The 15,817-nt window shown below is 73.9% G+C and carries 12 protein-coding genes; 9 read left to right on the forward strand and 3 right to left on the reverse strand.

What is annotated here, in order from left to right:
- Positions 1-91: 91 nt before the first annotated feature.
- The gene (locus ACZ6RT_RS16330; RefSeq protein WP_399185959.1) at positions 92-985 is read left to right on the forward strand and encodes a glycosyltransferase family 2 protein; all 894 of its coding nucleotides are present in this window, start codon (positions 92-94) and stop codon (positions 983-985) included.
- The gene (locus ACZ6RT_RS16335; RefSeq protein WP_470154226.1) at positions 986-2,068 is read left to right on the forward strand and encodes a glycosyltransferase family 4 protein; all 1,083 of its coding nucleotides are present in this window, start codon (positions 986-988) and stop codon (positions 2,066-2,068) included.
- On the opposite strand, the gene ACZ6RT_RS16340 is transcribed toward ACZ6RT_RS16335, so the two are convergent.
- The gene (locus tag ACZ6RT_RS16340; RefSeq protein ID WP_470154228.1) at positions 2,041-3,033 is read right to left on the reverse strand and encodes a lysylphosphatidylglycerol synthase domain-containing protein; all 993 of its coding nucleotides are present in this window, start codon (positions 3,031-3,033) and stop codon (positions 2,041-2,043) included. The two genes, ACZ6RT_RS16335 and ACZ6RT_RS16340, sit on opposite strands and share 28 nt — an antisense overlap.
- Positions 3,034-3,150: 117 nt before the next feature.
- Here ACZ6RT_RS16340 and ACZ6RT_RS16345 point away from each other — a divergent pair, with 117 nt between their 5' ends.
- The 7 genes from ACZ6RT_RS16345 (at position 3,151) to ACZ6RT_RS16375 (ending at position 13,030) form a co-directional block, all read left to right on the forward strand.
- Positions 3,151-3,990, forward strand: coding sequence for a class I SAM-dependent methyltransferase (locus ACZ6RT_RS16345; protein WP_470154230.1), 840 nt, complete (start codon positions 3,151-3,153; stop codon positions 3,988-3,990).
- Positions 3,987-4,931, forward strand: coding sequence for a lysylphosphatidylglycerol synthase domain-containing protein (locus ACZ6RT_RS16350; protein WP_470154232.1), 945 nt, complete (start codon positions 3,987-3,989; stop codon positions 4,929-4,931). The genes ACZ6RT_RS16345 and ACZ6RT_RS16350 overlap by 4 nt, the downstream gene beginning before the upstream one ends.
- Before the next feature lie 90 nt (positions 4,932-5,021).
- On the forward strand, positions 5,022-6,146 hold the full coding sequence (locus tag ACZ6RT_RS16355; RefSeq protein WP_470154234.1) for a glycosyltransferase family 4 protein: 1,125 nt from the start codon (positions 5,022-5,024) through the stop codon (positions 6,144-6,146).
- A gap of 14 nt (positions 6,147-6,160) precedes the next feature.
- Complete coding sequence (gene manB / locus ACZ6RT_RS16360; RefSeq protein ID WP_399185965.1) at positions 6,161-7,255, forward strand: mannose-1-phosphate guanylyltransferase; 1,095 nt, start codon at positions 6,161-6,163, stop codon at positions 7,253-7,255.
- Between the two features lie 29 nt (positions 7,256-7,284).
- A complete protein-coding gene (locus ACZ6RT_RS16365) occupies positions 7,285-8,205 on the forward strand; it encodes a DNA-3-methyladenine glycosylase family protein (protein ID WP_470154236.1) in 921 nt (306 codons plus the stop codon).
- A 359-nt stretch (positions 8,206-8,564) separates the two neighbouring features.
- Positions 8,565-11,198: a bifunctional FO biosynthesis protein CofGH gene (locus tag ACZ6RT_RS16370; protein ID WP_470154267.1), complete on the forward strand. Its 2,634-nt coding sequence runs from the start codon at positions 8,565-8,567 to the stop codon at positions 11,196-11,198.
- A gap of 77 nt (positions 11,199-11,275) precedes the next feature.
- Positions 11,276-13,030 carry a substrate-binding and VWA domain-containing protein gene (locus ACZ6RT_RS16375; protein ID WP_470154237.1) on the forward strand — a complete coding sequence of 585 codons (1,755 nt, stop codon included), beginning with the start codon at positions 11,276-11,278 and terminating at the stop codon, positions 13,028-13,030.
- 132 nt (positions 13,031-13,162) lie between these two features.
- Here the strand turns inward: ACZ6RT_RS16375 and ACZ6RT_RS16380 are convergent, their stop codons facing one another.
- Together ACZ6RT_RS16380 and cofD are read right to left on the reverse strand one after the other, a co-directional pair.
- On the reverse strand, positions 13,163-14,497 hold the full coding sequence (locus ACZ6RT_RS16380) for a coenzyme F420-0:L-glutamate ligase (protein ID WP_470154239.1): 1,335 nt from the start codon (positions 14,495-14,497) through the stop codon (positions 13,163-13,165).
- Complete coding sequence (gene cofD, locus ACZ6RT_RS16385; protein ID WP_470154241.1) at positions 14,494-15,564, reverse strand: 2-phospho-L-lactate transferase; 1,071 nt, start codon at positions 15,562-15,564, stop codon at positions 14,494-14,496. Before cofD ends, ACZ6RT_RS16380 begins: the two co-directional genes overlap by 4 nt.
- Positions 15,565-15,817: the final 253 nt, after the last annotated feature.

Consider the following 15,817-nt stretch of genomic DNA (forward strand, 5'->3'; position numbering starts at 1 on the left):
CCAGGAAGAGGCGTAGTGCGCTCGGTTCCCGGCCGGGCAGAGTATTCTCGCCCGTCGAGAAGCATGCCGAGAGCCCGAGAGTGGATCAGCCGTGGACGCAACACCGTACGTGACCATCGTCCTGCCGTGTTACAACGAGCAGGACCACGTCATCGCCGAGGTCGAGCGGATCTGCGAGGCGATGGACCACAGCGGGTACACCTACGAGCTGGTGGCCGTCGACGACTGCTCCACCGACCAGACCCTGGCCAGGCTGCAGGAGGCCGCGCCCCGGTTCCCGAACATGCGGATCAGGGCCTTCCACCGCAACGGCGGCTCGGGCACGGTGCGCAGGATCGGCACGCAGGAGGCGCGCGGCGAGATCGTCGTGTGGACCGACGCCGACATGACCTACCCGAACGAGCGCATCCCCGAGCTCGTCCAGATCCTGGAGAAGGACCCGGCCATCGACCAGGTGGTGGGCGCGCGGACCAGCGAGGAGGGCTCGCACAAGTTCCTGCGGGTCCCGGCCAAGTGGTTCATCCGCAAGGTGGCCGAGCGGCTGGCCGGGCAGAAGATCCCCGACCTCAACAGCGGGCTGCGGGCGTTCCGCAGGTCGGTCGCCAAGCCCTACCTGCGGCTGCTGCCGCCCGGCTTCTCCTGCGTCACCACGATCACGCTGTCGTTCCTGTCGAACCAGCACGACGTCTACTACCTGCCGATCGGCTACAGCAAGCGGGCCGGGAAGTCGAAGTTCAGCTTCGTCTCCGACGCCTACCGCTACATCCTGCAGGTGCTGCGGATGGTCATGTACTTCAACCCGCTCAAGGTGCTCATGCCGCCCGCGCTCTGGCTGATCGGCGTCGGGGTGGCCAAGGGGATCTACGACAACGTCAGGACGCCCTTCTACCTGGCCAGCAACACCACCTTGATCTTCATCTCCGGCCTGCTCATCGGCTCGCTGGCGCTGCTGGCCGACCTCATCGTGCGCTCCCGGAGCGAGTAGGTGCGCGTCGTCCTGGTCGGGCCGACGTACCCCTACAAGGGCGGCGGCGCCGCGCACACCACCGAGCTGGCCCACCGGCTGCGGGCCGCCGGGCACGACGTGGTGATCGAGTCCTGGCGGGCCCAGTACCCCTCCTTCCTGTATCCGGGCAGGCAGACCGCGGACACGCCCGACGGCGAGCCCTTCGGGAACGTGCGGCGCGAGCTGGACTGGCGCCGCCCGGACGGCTGGGTCCGCGCCGGGCGGAGGCTCCGCGACGCCGACCTGGTCGTCCTGACCGTCCTCAGCCCGGTGCAGGTCCCGCCCTACCTGGGCGTCCTGGCCGGGCTGGGCCGCGGGACCCGGACGGTGGCGCTCTGCCACAACGTGCTCCCGCACGAGCCCAAGCCGTACGACAGGCCGCTGATGAGGGCCCTGCTGCGCCGGGTGGACGCGGTGCTGGTCCACTCCGAGGGGCAGGCGGCCAAGGCCCGGGAGCTGGGTGCCCGGTCGGTGCGGACGGCCGAGATGGCGCCGCACCTGCCCGCGCGGGCCCCCGGTCACGCCGGGCGCGCCGCGACGACCGGGGGCGTGCACCGGCGGCTGCTCTTCTTCGGCCTGGTCCGGCCGTACAAGGGGCTGGACCTGCTGGTGCGCGCGCTGCCCGAGGGCGTGTCGCTGCGGGTGGCCGGGGAGTTCTGGGGCGGCCTGGAGGAGCGGACCAGGGAGCTGGCCGCCGAGCTGAGGGTGTCGGATCGGGTGGAGCTGCGGCCGGGGTACGTGGCCGCGGCGGACGTGCCGGGGCTGTTCGCGGACGTGGACGCGCTGGTGCTGCCCTACCGGAGCGGGACGGCCAGTCAGCAGGTCTGGATGGGCCACGAGCACGGGGTGCCGGTGATCGCGACCCGGGCGGGGACGCTGGGCGAGCACGTCACCGACGGGGTGGACGGGCTGCTGGCCGAGCCCGGCTCGGTCGAGGACCTGCGCGCCGTGCTGGCCGCGTTCTACCGTCCCGGTGAGCCCGAGCGGCTGCGCGCCGGGGTCAAGCCCGTCGACCCCGAGCCGTACTGGGCCGCCTACGTCGAGGCGCTGCTGTCGCGCTGAGCGGCCCGGTCGCGGAGCGTGTCCTCGGAGGGGCCGCCGTCCTGCCGGGCGGTCCCGGTGCGGGAGAGGCGTCCCCACAGAAAGCCGATCCCGGCCCAGCTCACGTCGGCCAGGGTGAACATCACCCTGGACACCACCGCCGCCACCAGGGCCCTGGGGGAGTCCAGCACCGGTGCCAGGGCGAGCACCATCGCCCCCTCGCGGACGCCGATCCCGGCGGGGACGATCACCGTGACGATGCCCGTCGCCCAGGCCAGCGCGTAGGCGCCGGTGGCCACCGCGTACAGCGAGCCCGCCTCTCCCAGGGCGCCCAGGTCGGCCAGGGGGAGCAGCAGGTGCGGGCCGTACGCCAGCCAGCCGGTGACCGTGAGGGCGACCGCGGCCAGCACGGTCCTGCCGCCGAGCAGCCGGCCCTGGCCGAGCGGCTCCTGGCGGGCGACGCGCAGGGCCGTCTCCAGCCCGAACGTGAGCACCCTGGGGTGCAGGCAGACGGCGATGACGGGGATCAGCGCCGTCAGGTACCACGCCTGGGCCATGGTCTCGCGCAGGGTCACCGCCGCCACCAGCAGGGCGCAGCCCAGGGAGATCAGCAGCGCCAGGGAGATCGAGCCGAACATCCGCCGGGGCGGGACGCGGTGGTCGCGGCCCAGCTCGATCATCGCGGCGTACGCCCAGACGCTGCCCGGCACGTACTTGCCGAGCTGGCCGACGAAGAACACCCGCGCGGCGGCACCGAGCGGCAGCGGCGAGCCCATGCCGGCCAGCACGGTCCGCCAGGCCAGCACCATCACGGCGATCCCGACCATCACCGACAGGTAGGAGCCCACCAGCGTCCACACCGACAGCTGTGCCACCGCCGCGGCCGTCTGCTCGCGGTTCCCGGCCAGGCCGTACCCGAGGAAACCCAGCGCGACCAGCGCGAGCAGCACGCGGAGCAGGCGGCTTGACCGCAGTCGGCTGAGCATCCGCCCAGGGTACGACGGCGTTGTCACACGGCGGTAGGGCGGCGGGCCACCGGTACTCTTGTGCGGCGTGGCGCCCCGGCGCCGCCCGGACGGGAGAACAGGAGCGGTGAGGCAGTGATGAGCGCCGAGCGGGTCGCGCAGCTGGAGTACTCCGAGTTCCAGGCGGCGATGCTGGACGAGGAGAAGCGCCGCAGGAAGGCCGCGAAGATCGTCGCGGTGCTCGGCCACTTCCTCGGCCGCGACACCGACGTGCTGGCCGGTCTGACGGTCGCCGACATCGGCTGCTCGGCGGGCTTCATCGCCGACGAGCTGGCCGCGGCGGGCGCCCACCGGACGTTCGGCGTCGACATCGACGTGCCGGGGCTGCGCAAGGCGGCCCGGCGGTTCGGCGAGCGGGTCGAGTTCGTCTGCGCCGACGGCACCGCGCTGCCCTTCCCGGACGGCTCGATCGACGTGCTGGTGTTCAACCACATCTACGAGCACGTGGTCGACCCGGACGCGATCATGGCGGAGATGCGCCGGGTGCTCTCCGACGACGGCGTCCTGTACCTGGGGCTGGGCAACCGGCTCGGGGTGATGGAGCCGCACTACAGACTGCCGTTCCTGTCCTACCTGCCGCCCGCGCTGGCCGACCGCTACGTGCGGCTCTTCGGCCGCGCCGACAGCTACTACGAGCGTTACCGCACCCGGCGCGGCCTGCGCCTGATGGTGCGGGGCCTGAGGGTGTGGGACTACACCTTCCCGGTGCTGGTCACCCCGGCGGCCTTCGCCGGGAACGAGCTCTTCCCCGGCCCGGTGGGGCGGGTGGCCGGGGCCGTGCTCTCGCGGCTGCCGCGGCCGGTGCTGCGGGCGCTGCTGCCGGTGGTGCCCACCTACCTGTGGGTGGCGACCAAGGGGGGACGCCGCCCGGCCGGGCCGTCCCTGCCCCGGCCGCCGGAGCCGGTGCGCCCGCGGTGAAGCGGCTGGCCCGCATCGCCTTCCTGGCCCTCGCGCTGGGATTCGGCGCCTGGGTGGTGGTGAGGCAGTGGGACGAGATCCGCGACGGGTTCGCCCTGCTGTCCTGGACGTCGCTGACGCTGTCCCTGGTCGCGGTGGTCGCCGCGCTGTGCGGCGGGATGATGACCTGGCGGGCGCTCCTGGCCGACCTGGGCTCGCCGCTGCCGCTGCGGGCCGGGGCCAGGGTCTTCTTCGTGGGGCAGCTCGGCAAGTACATCCCGGGCTCGCTCTGGCCGGTGATCGCCCAGATGGAGATGGGCCGGGAGCTGGGCGTGCCGCGCTCGCGCAGCGCCGCCGCGTTCTTCCTGACCCTGCCGGTACAGCTCGGCAGCGGGCTGGTGGTGGCCGGGGTGACGCTGTCGGCGACCCTGCCGGGCTCGGTCGCGCCGTACGCGTGGGCGTTCCTGCTGATCCCGGTGCTGGCGGTGGCGTTCCAGCCGAGGGTGGTCAACGCCGTCCTGGGGTTCGGGCTGCGCAGGCTGGGACGCGAGCCGCTGGAGCGCCCGCTCACCCGCAGGGGCCTGCTCACCGCACTGGGCTGGGCGCTGGCCGGCTGGGTCGCCTACGGGCTGCACCTGGCGGCGATCGTCGCGGACCTCGACTCCGGGGGGTCCCCGGGGTTCTCCGCCCTGTCGGTGGCCGTGTTCTGCGTGGGGGCGTTCGCGCTCTCCTGGTGCCTGGGCATCATGACGTTCGTCGTCCCGGCCGGGGCGGGGGTGCGGGAGGTCGCGATGGTGGCCGTCCTGGCGCCGGTCCTGGACCGGGGACCGGCCATCGCGGTGGCGCTCTGCTCCAGGATCGTGATCATCGTCGGTGATCTTCTCTGCGCCGGTCTGGCCGGTCTGGCCGTGCGCCGCGCCGGGGGGTCCCGGAAGGACCACGCTTCGGGAAAAGCCGTGTGATTTCCCCCACGTTTCCGGAGCTGCGGGCAATAGAGTGAGCAGAAGAAGGGGACTGTCGTCCCGAGTGGATCATGAGGGGAGCGATCCTTCTTGTCGCCCAGAGTGCTCGTCGACGCGGCCGCGGTCCCGGCCGATCGCGGTGCGCTGATCCGGTACGTCGACGGGCTCGTCGCCGCCCTGGACCGGGCGGGCGCCGATCTCGCGGTCGTCTGCCAGCGTGCCGACGCGGCCCGCTACGCCGCGCTGGCGCCCTCGGCCCGGATCGTGCCGGGGCCCCACGGGATCACCAACCGGGCCGCGCGCCTGACGTGGGAGCAGACGGGGCTGCCGTTCCTGGCCCGCCATGCCGGGGCCGAGGTCATCCACGCCCCCTTCTACTCGATCCCGCTGAGCCCGGGCCTGCCGACCGTCGCCACCGTGCACGACCTGACCTCCTTCACCGAGCCCCTGCAGCACGACGCGGTCAAGGCGGCGTTCTTCCGGGCGGCGACCCGCACCGCGGTCCGGCACGCCACCCGGGTGATCGTGCCCTCCAAGGCCACCAGGGACGAGCTGATCCGGCTGCTGTCGGCCGACCCGACCCGCATCGACGTCGCCTACCACGGGGTCGACCCGGCGCTGTTCCACCCGCCGTCCGAGCGCGAGATCGAGCACGCCTCCGACCGGCTCGGCCTGCACGGCGCCCCGTACGTGGCCTTCCTGGGCCCGCTGGAGCCCCGCAAGAACGTGCCGAACCTGATCCGCGGCTTCGTCCGCGCCGTCGAGGACCTCGCCGACCCGCCCGCCCTGGTGCTCGCCGGGGGCGTCCGTGACGCCCAGGTCGACGCCGCGGTGGAGGAGGTCCCCGCGACCGTGCGGGTGCTGCGCCCCGGATTCCTGTCCTTCGCCGACCTGTGCGGCTTCCTCGGCGGGGCGACGGTCGCGGCGTTCCCCTCCCGGGGCGAGGGCTTCGGCCTTCCGGTGCTGGAGGCCATGGCCTGCGGCGCGCCCGTGCTGACCACACACCGCACCTCGCTGCCCGAAGTGGGCGGCGACGCGGTCGCCTACACCGAGCCGGACGCCGAGAGCATCGCGGACGCGCTGCGTACGCTGCTGTCCTCGCCCGAGCGCAGGAAGGCGCTGTCCGCGGCCGGGATCGCCCGTGCCAAGGAGTTCACCTGGGAGGCGTCGGCGGAGGCGCATATGCTCTCCTACCAGCGTGCGGCCGAGCAGTGAGTTAACCTCGCGGAATGACGGAGACCCCTTTGCCGGATCTTGAGGCGATCCTTCTCGTCGGTGGGCAGGGAACGCGCCTGCGTCCCCTGACGCTGGGCACGCCGAAACCGCTCCTGCCCACGGCGGGAGTGCCCTTCCTGGCGCACCAGATCGCCCGTGCCAGGGCGTTCGGCGTCCGGCGCATCGTGTTCGCCACCTCCTACCGGGCGGAGATGTTCTCCGAGGCGTTCGGCGACGGCGAGGCGTTCGGCCTCGCCCTGGAGTACGTGACCGAGGACCTCCCGCTCGGCACCGGCGGCGCGATCCGCAACGCCTCCCGGGCGCTGACCGCGGGCCCGGACGATCCGGTGCTGGTGCTCAACGGCGACGTGCTCTCCGGCCACGACATCGGCGACCAGGTCGCCACGCACGTCGCCCGCCGGGCCGCCGTCACCCTGCACCTGACCGAGGTGGACGACCCCTCGCGCTTCGGCTGCGTGCCGACCGACGAGCAGGGACGGGTGACGGCCTTTTTGGAGAAGACCCCCAACCCGGTCACCAACCGGATCAACGCCGGGTGCTACGTCTTCACCCGCTCGGTGATCGACACGATCCCGGCGGGCGAGGTCGTCTCGGTCGAGCGCCAGACGTTCCCCGGGCTGATCGAGGACGGCGCCCTGGTGCTCGGGTACGCCGACGCGTCCTACTGGCTCGACGTGGGCACGCCCGCCGCCTTCGTGCAGGGCTCCCGCGACCTGGTGCTGGGCCGCCTGGCCTCGCCCGCCCTGCCGGGCCCCACCGGCGACTTCCTGGCCCTGCCCGGAGCGATGATCTCTCCCGAGGCGAAGGTCTCCGGCGGATCGGTGATCGGTGCCCGCGCGCTCGTGGAGTCCGGGGCGCAGGTCAGCGGCAGCGTGCTCGGGGACGACTGCGAGGTGCACTCGGCGGCCGTCGTGGTCGACTCGGTGGTCGGCATCGGCGCGCGGATCGAGTGTGGAGCGGTCCTGAGGGACGTGGTGGTCGGCGACGGGGCCGTGGTCGGCCCGGGGAACGAGCTGCTCGCCGGGAGCCGCGTCTGGCCCGGGGTCGTGCTCCCCGAGTCCGCGATCCGCTTCTCCAGCGACATCTGACGGTCACGGCGCGGACGGCGGGGTCGTCGATGGTCACCTCCGGCCGGTCCGCGGTGCGGGAACGCCGGTGGAGTGCCCCGTGGCCGGTGGACCCGGCGCTGGTGCTGGGCCCGTACCGGCGCGGCCCGGGGGATCCCACGATGAGGGCGGAGCCCGGCGGGGCCTTCTGGCGCACCTCGCGCACCCCGGACGGGCCGGGGACGCTGCGGGTGGCGGGGGTGTCCGGCCGGGTGGCGGCCACGGCGTGGGGGCCGGGGGCGGAGTGGATGCTGGCGACGCTTCCGGCGCTGCTCGGCGCCGACGACGACGTCTCGGGGTTCGTCCCCGGGCACGAGGTGGTGCGGGACGCGGCCAGGCGCTATCCGGGGCTGCGGATCGGGCGGACGTCGCGGGTGCTGGAGGCGCTGGTGCCGGCCGTCCTGGAGCAGAAGGTGGTCGTCGCCGAGGCCAGGCGGGCGTGGCGGTGGCTGCTGGGCCGTTACGGGGATCCCGCGCCGGGGCCCGCGCCCGAGGGGATGCGCGTCTTCCCGGGCCCCGAGGTGTGGCGGTCGATCCCGTCGTGGGACTGGCACCGTGCCGGCGCGGAGGCCGTACGGGCCAGGACGATCGTGAACGCGGCCGGGCACGCCGCGAAGCTGGAGGCGGCCGGGGGCAGCGCCGAGCTGGACAGGCTGCTACGGGCGCTGCCCGGGATCGGGGTGTGGACGTCCGCCGAGGTGCGACAGCGTTCGCACGGCGACGCGGACGCCGTCTCGGTCGGGGACTTCCACCTGCCGTCGCTGGTCGGCTGGTCGCTGAGCGGGGAACGGGCGGACGACGCGCGGATGCTCACGCTGCTCGCTCCCTACCGGGGGCACCGGCACCGGGTCAGCCGGTTACTGCGGTTGGGCGGTGCGCGGCCACCCGCTCGCGGGCCGCGGGCACCCGTACGCGATCATCGGTGGTTCTGAGCTCGCCTTCCTCGGGGGAGGGCTCGTGGCTCTGCCAGTCGCGCCCGTCGCGGGTGTCGGCCCCGATCATCGGGGCGAGGACGGCGACGGCGACGAGGGCGAGAAGAAACCAGATCATTGTCGGCTCCTGGGTCGAGGTCCGGGGCGGGTGCCCCGTCTGTCCGGCCGGTTCCCGCGGGTGCGGGCCGGGGTGATGCCTCTAATCTATGTAGCTGCAAGCATTTATGTCTATCGAGATCTGCTTGCGCGACACTTTAGGGATCCTGAAGTGTCGGCCCGGGTGGCGGGCACCCGCCGCCCCGCGGGTGCCCGCCGCGCCGTACTGTGCGGTCATGAGCTCCAACCCCACCGACACCGCGATGCGCCGGGCTCTGGCCAGGGCCCGCGACGGCAAAGCTCTTGATATGACCGAAGCGACCGTTCTGCTGCACGCGCGGGACGACCATCTGCAGACCCTGCTCGGCCACGCCGGCCGGGTCCGGGACGCCGGGCTGGAGGCGGCCGGCCGCCCGGGGGTCGTCACCTACAGCCGCAAGGTCTTCATCCCGCTGACCCGGCTGTGCCGCGACCGCTGCGGGTACTGCACGTTCGCCACCGCCCCGCACAAGCTGGAGAGCATGTTCCTCAGCCCCGACGAGGTGCTCGAGATCGCCCGGCAGGGCGCGGCGATGGGGTGCAAGGAGGCGCTGTTCACCCTCGGCGACCGGCCCGAGGACCGCTGGCACCAGGCCCGCGAGTGGCTGGACGCGCACGGCTACGACAACACGCTCTCCTACGTGCGCGCGATGGCCGTGCGGGTGCTGGAGGAGACCGGGCTGCTGCCGCACCTGAACCCGGGCGTCATGACCTGGCAGGACCTGCAGCGCCTCAAGCCGGTGGCGCCCTCGATGGGCATGATGCTGGAGACGACCTCGCGGCGGTTGTTCGAGGAGAAGGGACAGGCCCACCACGGCTCGCCCGACAAGGACCCCGCCGTGCGGCTGCGGGTGCTGGAGGACGCCGGGCGGACGAACGTGCCGTTCACCAGCGGCATCCTGATCGGCATCGGCGAGACCGTCGCCGAGCGCGCCGACTCGCTGTTCGCGCTGCGCAGGGTGGCGCGCGAGTACGGCGGCCTCCAGGAGATCATCGTCCAGAACTTCCGCGCCAAGCCGGACACCGCGATGCGCGGCATGCCCGACGCCGACCTGCAGGAACTGGCCGCCACCATCGCGGTGACCCGGCTGGTGATGGGGCCGAGGATGCGGGTGCAGGCCCCGCCGAACCTGGTCGACTCCGAGTACGAACTGATGATCGCCGCGGGCATCGACGACTGGGGCGGCGTCTCGCCGCTGACGCCCGACCACGTCAACCCCGAGCGCCCCTGGCCGCAGATCGACGACCTGGCCGCCCGTACGGCCGCCGCCGGGTTCGCGCTGCGCGAGCGGCTGACCATCTACCCCGAGTACGTGCTGGCCGGGGAGCCCTGGCTGGACCCGAGGCTGAACGCGCACGTGGCCGCGCTGGCCGACCCGCGGACCGGCCTGGCCCGCGAGGACGCGGTCGTGACCGGCCGTCCCTGGCAGGAGCCGGACGGCGGCTTCGTCTCACTGGGCCGGGTCGACCTGCACACGGCCGTCGACACCGAGGGGCGCAGCGCCGACCGCCGCGCCGACTTCGACGACGTCTACGGCGACTGGGAGGCGATCAGGGAACGGCTGCCCTCGGCGGGCGCCGGGACCGCCGCCGGTGCCATCGGGGCCGCCGGCGCCACCGGCACGGCGGGCCGGGTCGCGGCGGACGTGCGGGAGGCCCTGCGCGCGGCCGAGACCGACCCGGCCGGGCTGAGCGACGCCCAGGCGCTCGTCCTGCTTGGCCTGGCCGGGGACCAGCGCGGCGCGGGCGCCGACGACGCCGCGCTGGACGAGCTGTGCCGGATCGCCGACGGCCTGCGCCGGCAGGCGGCCGGGGACGAGGTCACCTACGTGGTGAACCGGAACATCAACTTCACCAACGTCTGCTACACCGGCTGCCGCTTCTGCGCCTTCGCGCAGCGCCGTACCGACGCCGACGCCTACACGCTCTCGCTGGAGCAGGTCGCCGACCGCGCCTGGGAGGGGTGGCAGGCCGGGGCGACCGAGGTGTGCATGCAGGGCGGCATCCACCCGGACATGCCCGGTACGGCGTACTTCGACATCGCCAGGGCGGTCAAGGCGAGGGTGCCCGGGATGCACGTCCACGCGTTCTCGCCGATGGAGGTCATCAACGGCGCCAGCCGCACCGGCCTGTCCATCGAGGACTGGCTGGTCGCCGCCAGGGAGGCGGGCGTGGACTCGCTCCCGGGCACCGCGGCCGAGATCCTCGACGACGACGTGCGCTGGGTGCTGACCAAGGGCAAGCTGCCCACCGCCGAGTGGGTCGAGGTCATCTCGACCGCGCACCGGACCGGCATCCCCACGACCTCCACGATGATGTACGGCCACGTGGACACCCACGCCCACTGGGTGGCGCACATCCGGCTGATCCGCCGCATCCAGGAGGAGACCGGCGGGTTCTCCGAGTTCGTGCTGCTGCCGTTCGTCCACCACAGCGCGCCCATCTACCTGGCGGGGATCGCCCGGCCCGGGCCGACGGCACGGGAGAACCGGGCCGTGCACGCGCTGGCCCGCATCCTGCTGCACGGGGCGATCGCCAACATCCAGTGCTCCTGGGTGAAGCTCCAGGACGACCTCTGCCGCGAGGTGCTGCGGGGCGGGGTCAACGACCTGGGCGGCACGCTGATGGAGGAGACGATCAGCAGGATGGCCGGGTCGGAGAACGGCTCGTTCAAGACGATCAGCGAGCTGGAGGCCATGGTCGCCCACACCGGAAGGCCGGTGCGCCAGCGGACCACCTCCTACGGCGTGCCGGACGCCGAGCGCCTGGCCGCAGCCGCGGCCAGCGACGGCGTCTGCCGCAGCGTGCGCGGGGCCGGTCTGCCGTTGCTCATGCCGGAGCCGTCTGCGAAGTCATAACAAGTTCTATATTTCCTTGCCGCCCGGGCGGGGCCGCTTGGGAGAATCGTCATCCCCCTCCGACGAGAGGTGTCCGCGTGTCCTCCTCCGGCCGGCACCGTGTGGCCGCCGGCGCCGCCCGGCGCCGGCGGCAGGTCCGTCTGCGGCTGTCCCTGGCGGCGGTCGCGATCACCGTCGCCCTGACCGGGACCTTCGTGCTGGTGACCGGCCGGACGGGGGGCCCGTGCTCCACCCGCGACCCGGTGCTGGTCGACGTCGCCGCGGCCGTCGACATCGCCCCGGCCGTCATGGAGGCCGCCCTGAGGTTCAACCGGGACCGGACGGGGGTCGAAGGCAGGTGCGTGCTGGTGCAGGTGACCGAGCAGCCGCCCGCCACCGTGCTCCGCACCCTGCTGGGCGGCACCGCGGGGGTGCTCGCCGGCCGCCCCGACGGCTGGATCTCCGACTCCTCGGCGTGGATCAGGCTGGCCCGCAAGCAGGGGGCCGCGGACCTGGCCGCCACCGAGACCGTGATGGCGACCTCGCCGCTGGTCTTCGCCACCCGCACCTCCCTCGCCCGGCGCTTCGCCGTCGGCAGGACCGACATGAACTGGCGGATGGTCTTCCCGGCGACCACCCGCGGCCGGATCCGGCCGACCGAGAAGGAACCCGACGTGGTCCGCGTCCCCGACCCGTCGCTCGCCGGGGCCGGGATCGCCACCGTGGCCGCGGCCAGGGACGTGGTGGGCACCGGGGCCGAGGCCGACCGCGCGCTGACCGCGTTCGTCCGCTGGGCGCAGGCCGGGTCGGCGCCCGACTACCGCAGCATGCTCGCGGCCGTGGACGACCGGTCCTTCTGGCGGCGGCCGGTCGTGATCGTGCCCGAGCAGTCGGTCTGGCAGCACAACCGCCTCCCGTCCGACGACCCGGTGGTCGCCCTGCATCCCCGCGAGGGAACCGTCAACCTCGACTACCCGTACGTGGTGACCTCCTCCGACGAGGTCAGGGCGAGCGGGTCGCGGGCCTTCGCGGCGTGGCTGCGCTCCCCGCAGATCCAGGAGGCGGTCCGCCGGGCGGGCTTCCGCTCGGCCGACGGCTCCCAGGGGCCGTACGCGCCGGGCCCGGGGATCCCGGCCGAGGCGCCCCGCACCCGCCCGAGCATCCTGCCCGCCCGGATCGACGAGGCGCTGGAGGCCTGGAGCAGGCTCGCCCCGCCGACCAACATCCTGGTGCTGGCCGACACCGGCAGGCACATGGCCGAGCCGATCAGCGGCAGGAAGGGGAGGACCAGGCTGACCGTCGCCCTGGAGGCCGCCCGGCTGGGCCTGCAGCTCTTCCCCGACTCCACCCACATGGGCATGTGGGAGTTCTCCTCGGCCGAGGGGCCGGACCAGCGGGAGCGGGTGCGGCTGGGCCCGATCACCGAGCCCGACGGCGGGCGGCTCGTCCGGCGCGGCCGCCTGGAGGAGGTGAGCCGGACCCTGCGCGCCGACACCCGGCGGCCCAGCGCCCTGCACGACTCGATCCTCGCCGGGTTCCGCGAGCTGACCGGCGCCTACGACGAGAGCATGAACAACACCCTGCTCGTCATCACCGCGGGCAGGGACGACGGCAAGGGCATCTCCGCCGGGGAGCTGGAGAAGGCGCTGCGCGAGGAGTGGGACCCCGAGGCGCCGGTCCAGGTGGTCGTCCTGGCCTTCGGCACCGACCTTGACCGGGACGGCCTGAGCCGGGTCGCCGCCGTCACCAACGGCTCCCTGCACGTCGCCCGGCGTCCCGAGGAGATCATCGACGTCTTCCTGTCGGCGCTGGCCCGGCGGCTGTGCCACCCGACCTGCCGCACCCCGGCCTGACCGGTCCCGTCCGGCCGGGACCGTCCGGGTCGTGTCCGAACGGTCCCGGCCGATCGGTCGTGTCCGAACGGTCCCGGGCTCGGTGGCCCGGTGCGCGGTGGTCAGGAGCGCGGAGGTGGCGGGTGCGGCGGCTCAGCGCACGGCGATGAAGTCGGCCGCGTGCCGAGGGGCGCGGTCGCGGGGCGGGGCGGCGGGGTGGCCGATCGCGACGGCGCCCATCGGGTCCCAGCCGGACGGCAGGTCGAGCACCTCGCGGACCACGTCGCGGCAGAACATCGTGGACGACACCCAGGCCGAGCCCAGGCCCTCCACCGCGAGCTGGACCAGGAAGTTCTGCACCCCGGCACCGGCCGCGACCACGAACATCTCCCGTTCGGCGGCGTTGCGCCGGTCGTCGCGGTAGGTGTGCGCGCCGTCCGCGACCAGGCACGGCACCGCCAGGTACGGGGCCGCCCGCAGCACGTCGCCCCGCCTGACGCGCCTGGCCACCGACTCCTCGGAGAAACCGTCGCCGCGCAGGTCGGCGATCCAGGCCTCGCGCATGGCGTCGAGCAGTTTCTCGCGGATCGCGGCCGACTCCAGCAGGACGAACCGCCAGGGGGTCGTGTGGTGCGGGGCGGGCGCGGCGATCGCGGCCTCGACGGCCCTGCGGACCGCGGCGCCGTCCACCGGAGCGGCGGAGAACTCCCGGATCGTCCTGCGGGCGAAGACCACGTCGCGCGAGCCGTACCGGAACATGTCCTCGGCCGACGGGCGGACCAGCTCGCCGACGCCCGGCCCGTCCTCCTCGGTGGTGTACTCGGCCAGGCCCCTGATCACCGCGACCGGCGTCTGGGCGACCTTGCCCTTCACCAGGTCCCCGGCCGCGGCGAACTCGTCGGCGACGGCGGTCAGGGTGACCTCCAGGGGGTTGCCGTGGTCGTCGGACATGCCCCGGTAGTCGAGGGCGGGCGTGACCCCGGCCAGGCCGACCGCCATGTCGGTCTGGCCGTTGCGCCACGGCCGGCCGAAGGTGTCGGAGACCACCACGCCGACCGAGACGCCGAGCAGCTCGGCCAGGCGTGCCCGGATCGCCGACGCCGAGGCGTCCGGGTCGGCCGGGAGCAGCACCACCGTGCCCGGCCGGGTGTTGGAGGCGTCGACCCCGGCGGCGGCCATGACGAACCCGTGCGCGGTCTCGGCGATCACGGTCTCACCCCTGCGGGCGACCACCCGCCTGGTCTCGGCCTCGACGGCCTCGGCGCGGGTCACGCCGTGCAGGACCCGGCCCTCGGCCTTGCTCGCGATCTTGGAGGTGACCACCAGGATGTCGCCGTCGCGCAGGCCGGGCAGGGCCGTGGCGATCAGCTCGCCGAGGTCGTCGCCCTCGCGGACCTCGGGCATCCCGGGTACGGCGAAGATCTCCACCTTGACGTCCCCGGGCTCGCGTCCGGCCCGTCCGGGCCCGCGCCCGGCCCGGCCCGTCACGCCCCCTCCCCGGGGGAGGCGTCCGTGGCGGGGCTGTCCGCGCCGGGGGCGCCCGCGGGGGAGGGGGCCGCGGCGCCGGACGAGGTGGCGGGGGCCGCGGCGGTGGCCGAGGCGGCGGGCGAGGTGGCGGGCGAGGCGAGCCGGACGGCCATGTCCAGGGCGGCGCGGGCCAGGGCCGCGGCGGAGTCGAGGTCGTGCATGATCAGCGGGCGGGCCTCCACCTCCACGCCGTCGAGGGCGACCCCGGCGTCCTCCTCGGCGACCAGCCAGCCGTCCACCAGCGCCGGTCCGTACAGCTCCAGGACGGCCTGCGCGGTCGTGGGGACGCCGATCGCGGTCAGGCAGGCGTCGGCCATGCCCCGGACCGGGGCCCCGCCGACGATGGGCGAGACGCCCACGACCGTCCTGCCCTCCAGGGCCTCGCGGATGCCCTTGATCTGCAGGATCGTGCCGATGCTGACGACCGGGTTGGACGGCGGCAGCAGGACCACGTCGGCCGCGGCGACGGCGTCCAGCACCCCGGGGGCGGGGACGGCCTGCTCCGCGCCCACCAGGATGATCTGCTCGGCGGGCACCGAGGCGCGCAGCCGTACCCACCACTCCTGGAAGTGGACGGCGCGCCGGCCGCGCTCGTCGGAGATGACCACGTGGGTCTCGGTACGGTCGTCGCTCATCGGGATCAGGCGGACGCCCGGCTGCCAGCGCGCGCACAGCGCCTCGGTGACGGCCGAGAGCGGGTATCCCGCGTCGAGCATCTGGGTGCGCACGATGTGGGTGGCGAAGTCGCGGTCGCCGAGGCCGAACCACTGCGGCTCCACGCCGTAGGCGGCCAGCTCCTCCTTGACGACGTGGGACTCCTCCCGCCGCCCCCAGCCCTGCTCCTCGTTGATGCCGCCGCCCAGCGTGTACATCACGGTGTCCAGGTCGGGGCAGACCCGCAGGCCGAAGAGGCTGATGTCGTCACCGGTGTTGCCGATGACGGTGATCTCGGAGTCGGGGGCGGTGGTGCGGAGACCCCGCAGGAAGCGGGCGCCGCCGATTCCACCGGCGAGGGACACGATGCGCATGCCGTCCAGTGTTCCACTAGGTCGTCACGGGCGCGGGCGGGGTGTCGCGCGGGGCGTTCGGGGGTGTCCGGGCGGGGCGCCCGGGGGCCGTCCGGGCGGGCCGTCACACCGCCGGTACGTGCGAGTTGCCTGTCGGAAATATGCATGTATGGGGGACAATGGAGCACTTATGGGGGTGGTGGGCTTCCTGGGACCACCGGCGGCAAAGTCAGCCATGTGCAAAACTGACCCGGGTTTACCTAAAGACCCTATG

It is taken from the genome of Streptosporangium sp. NPDC050148 (assembly GCF_055586505.1).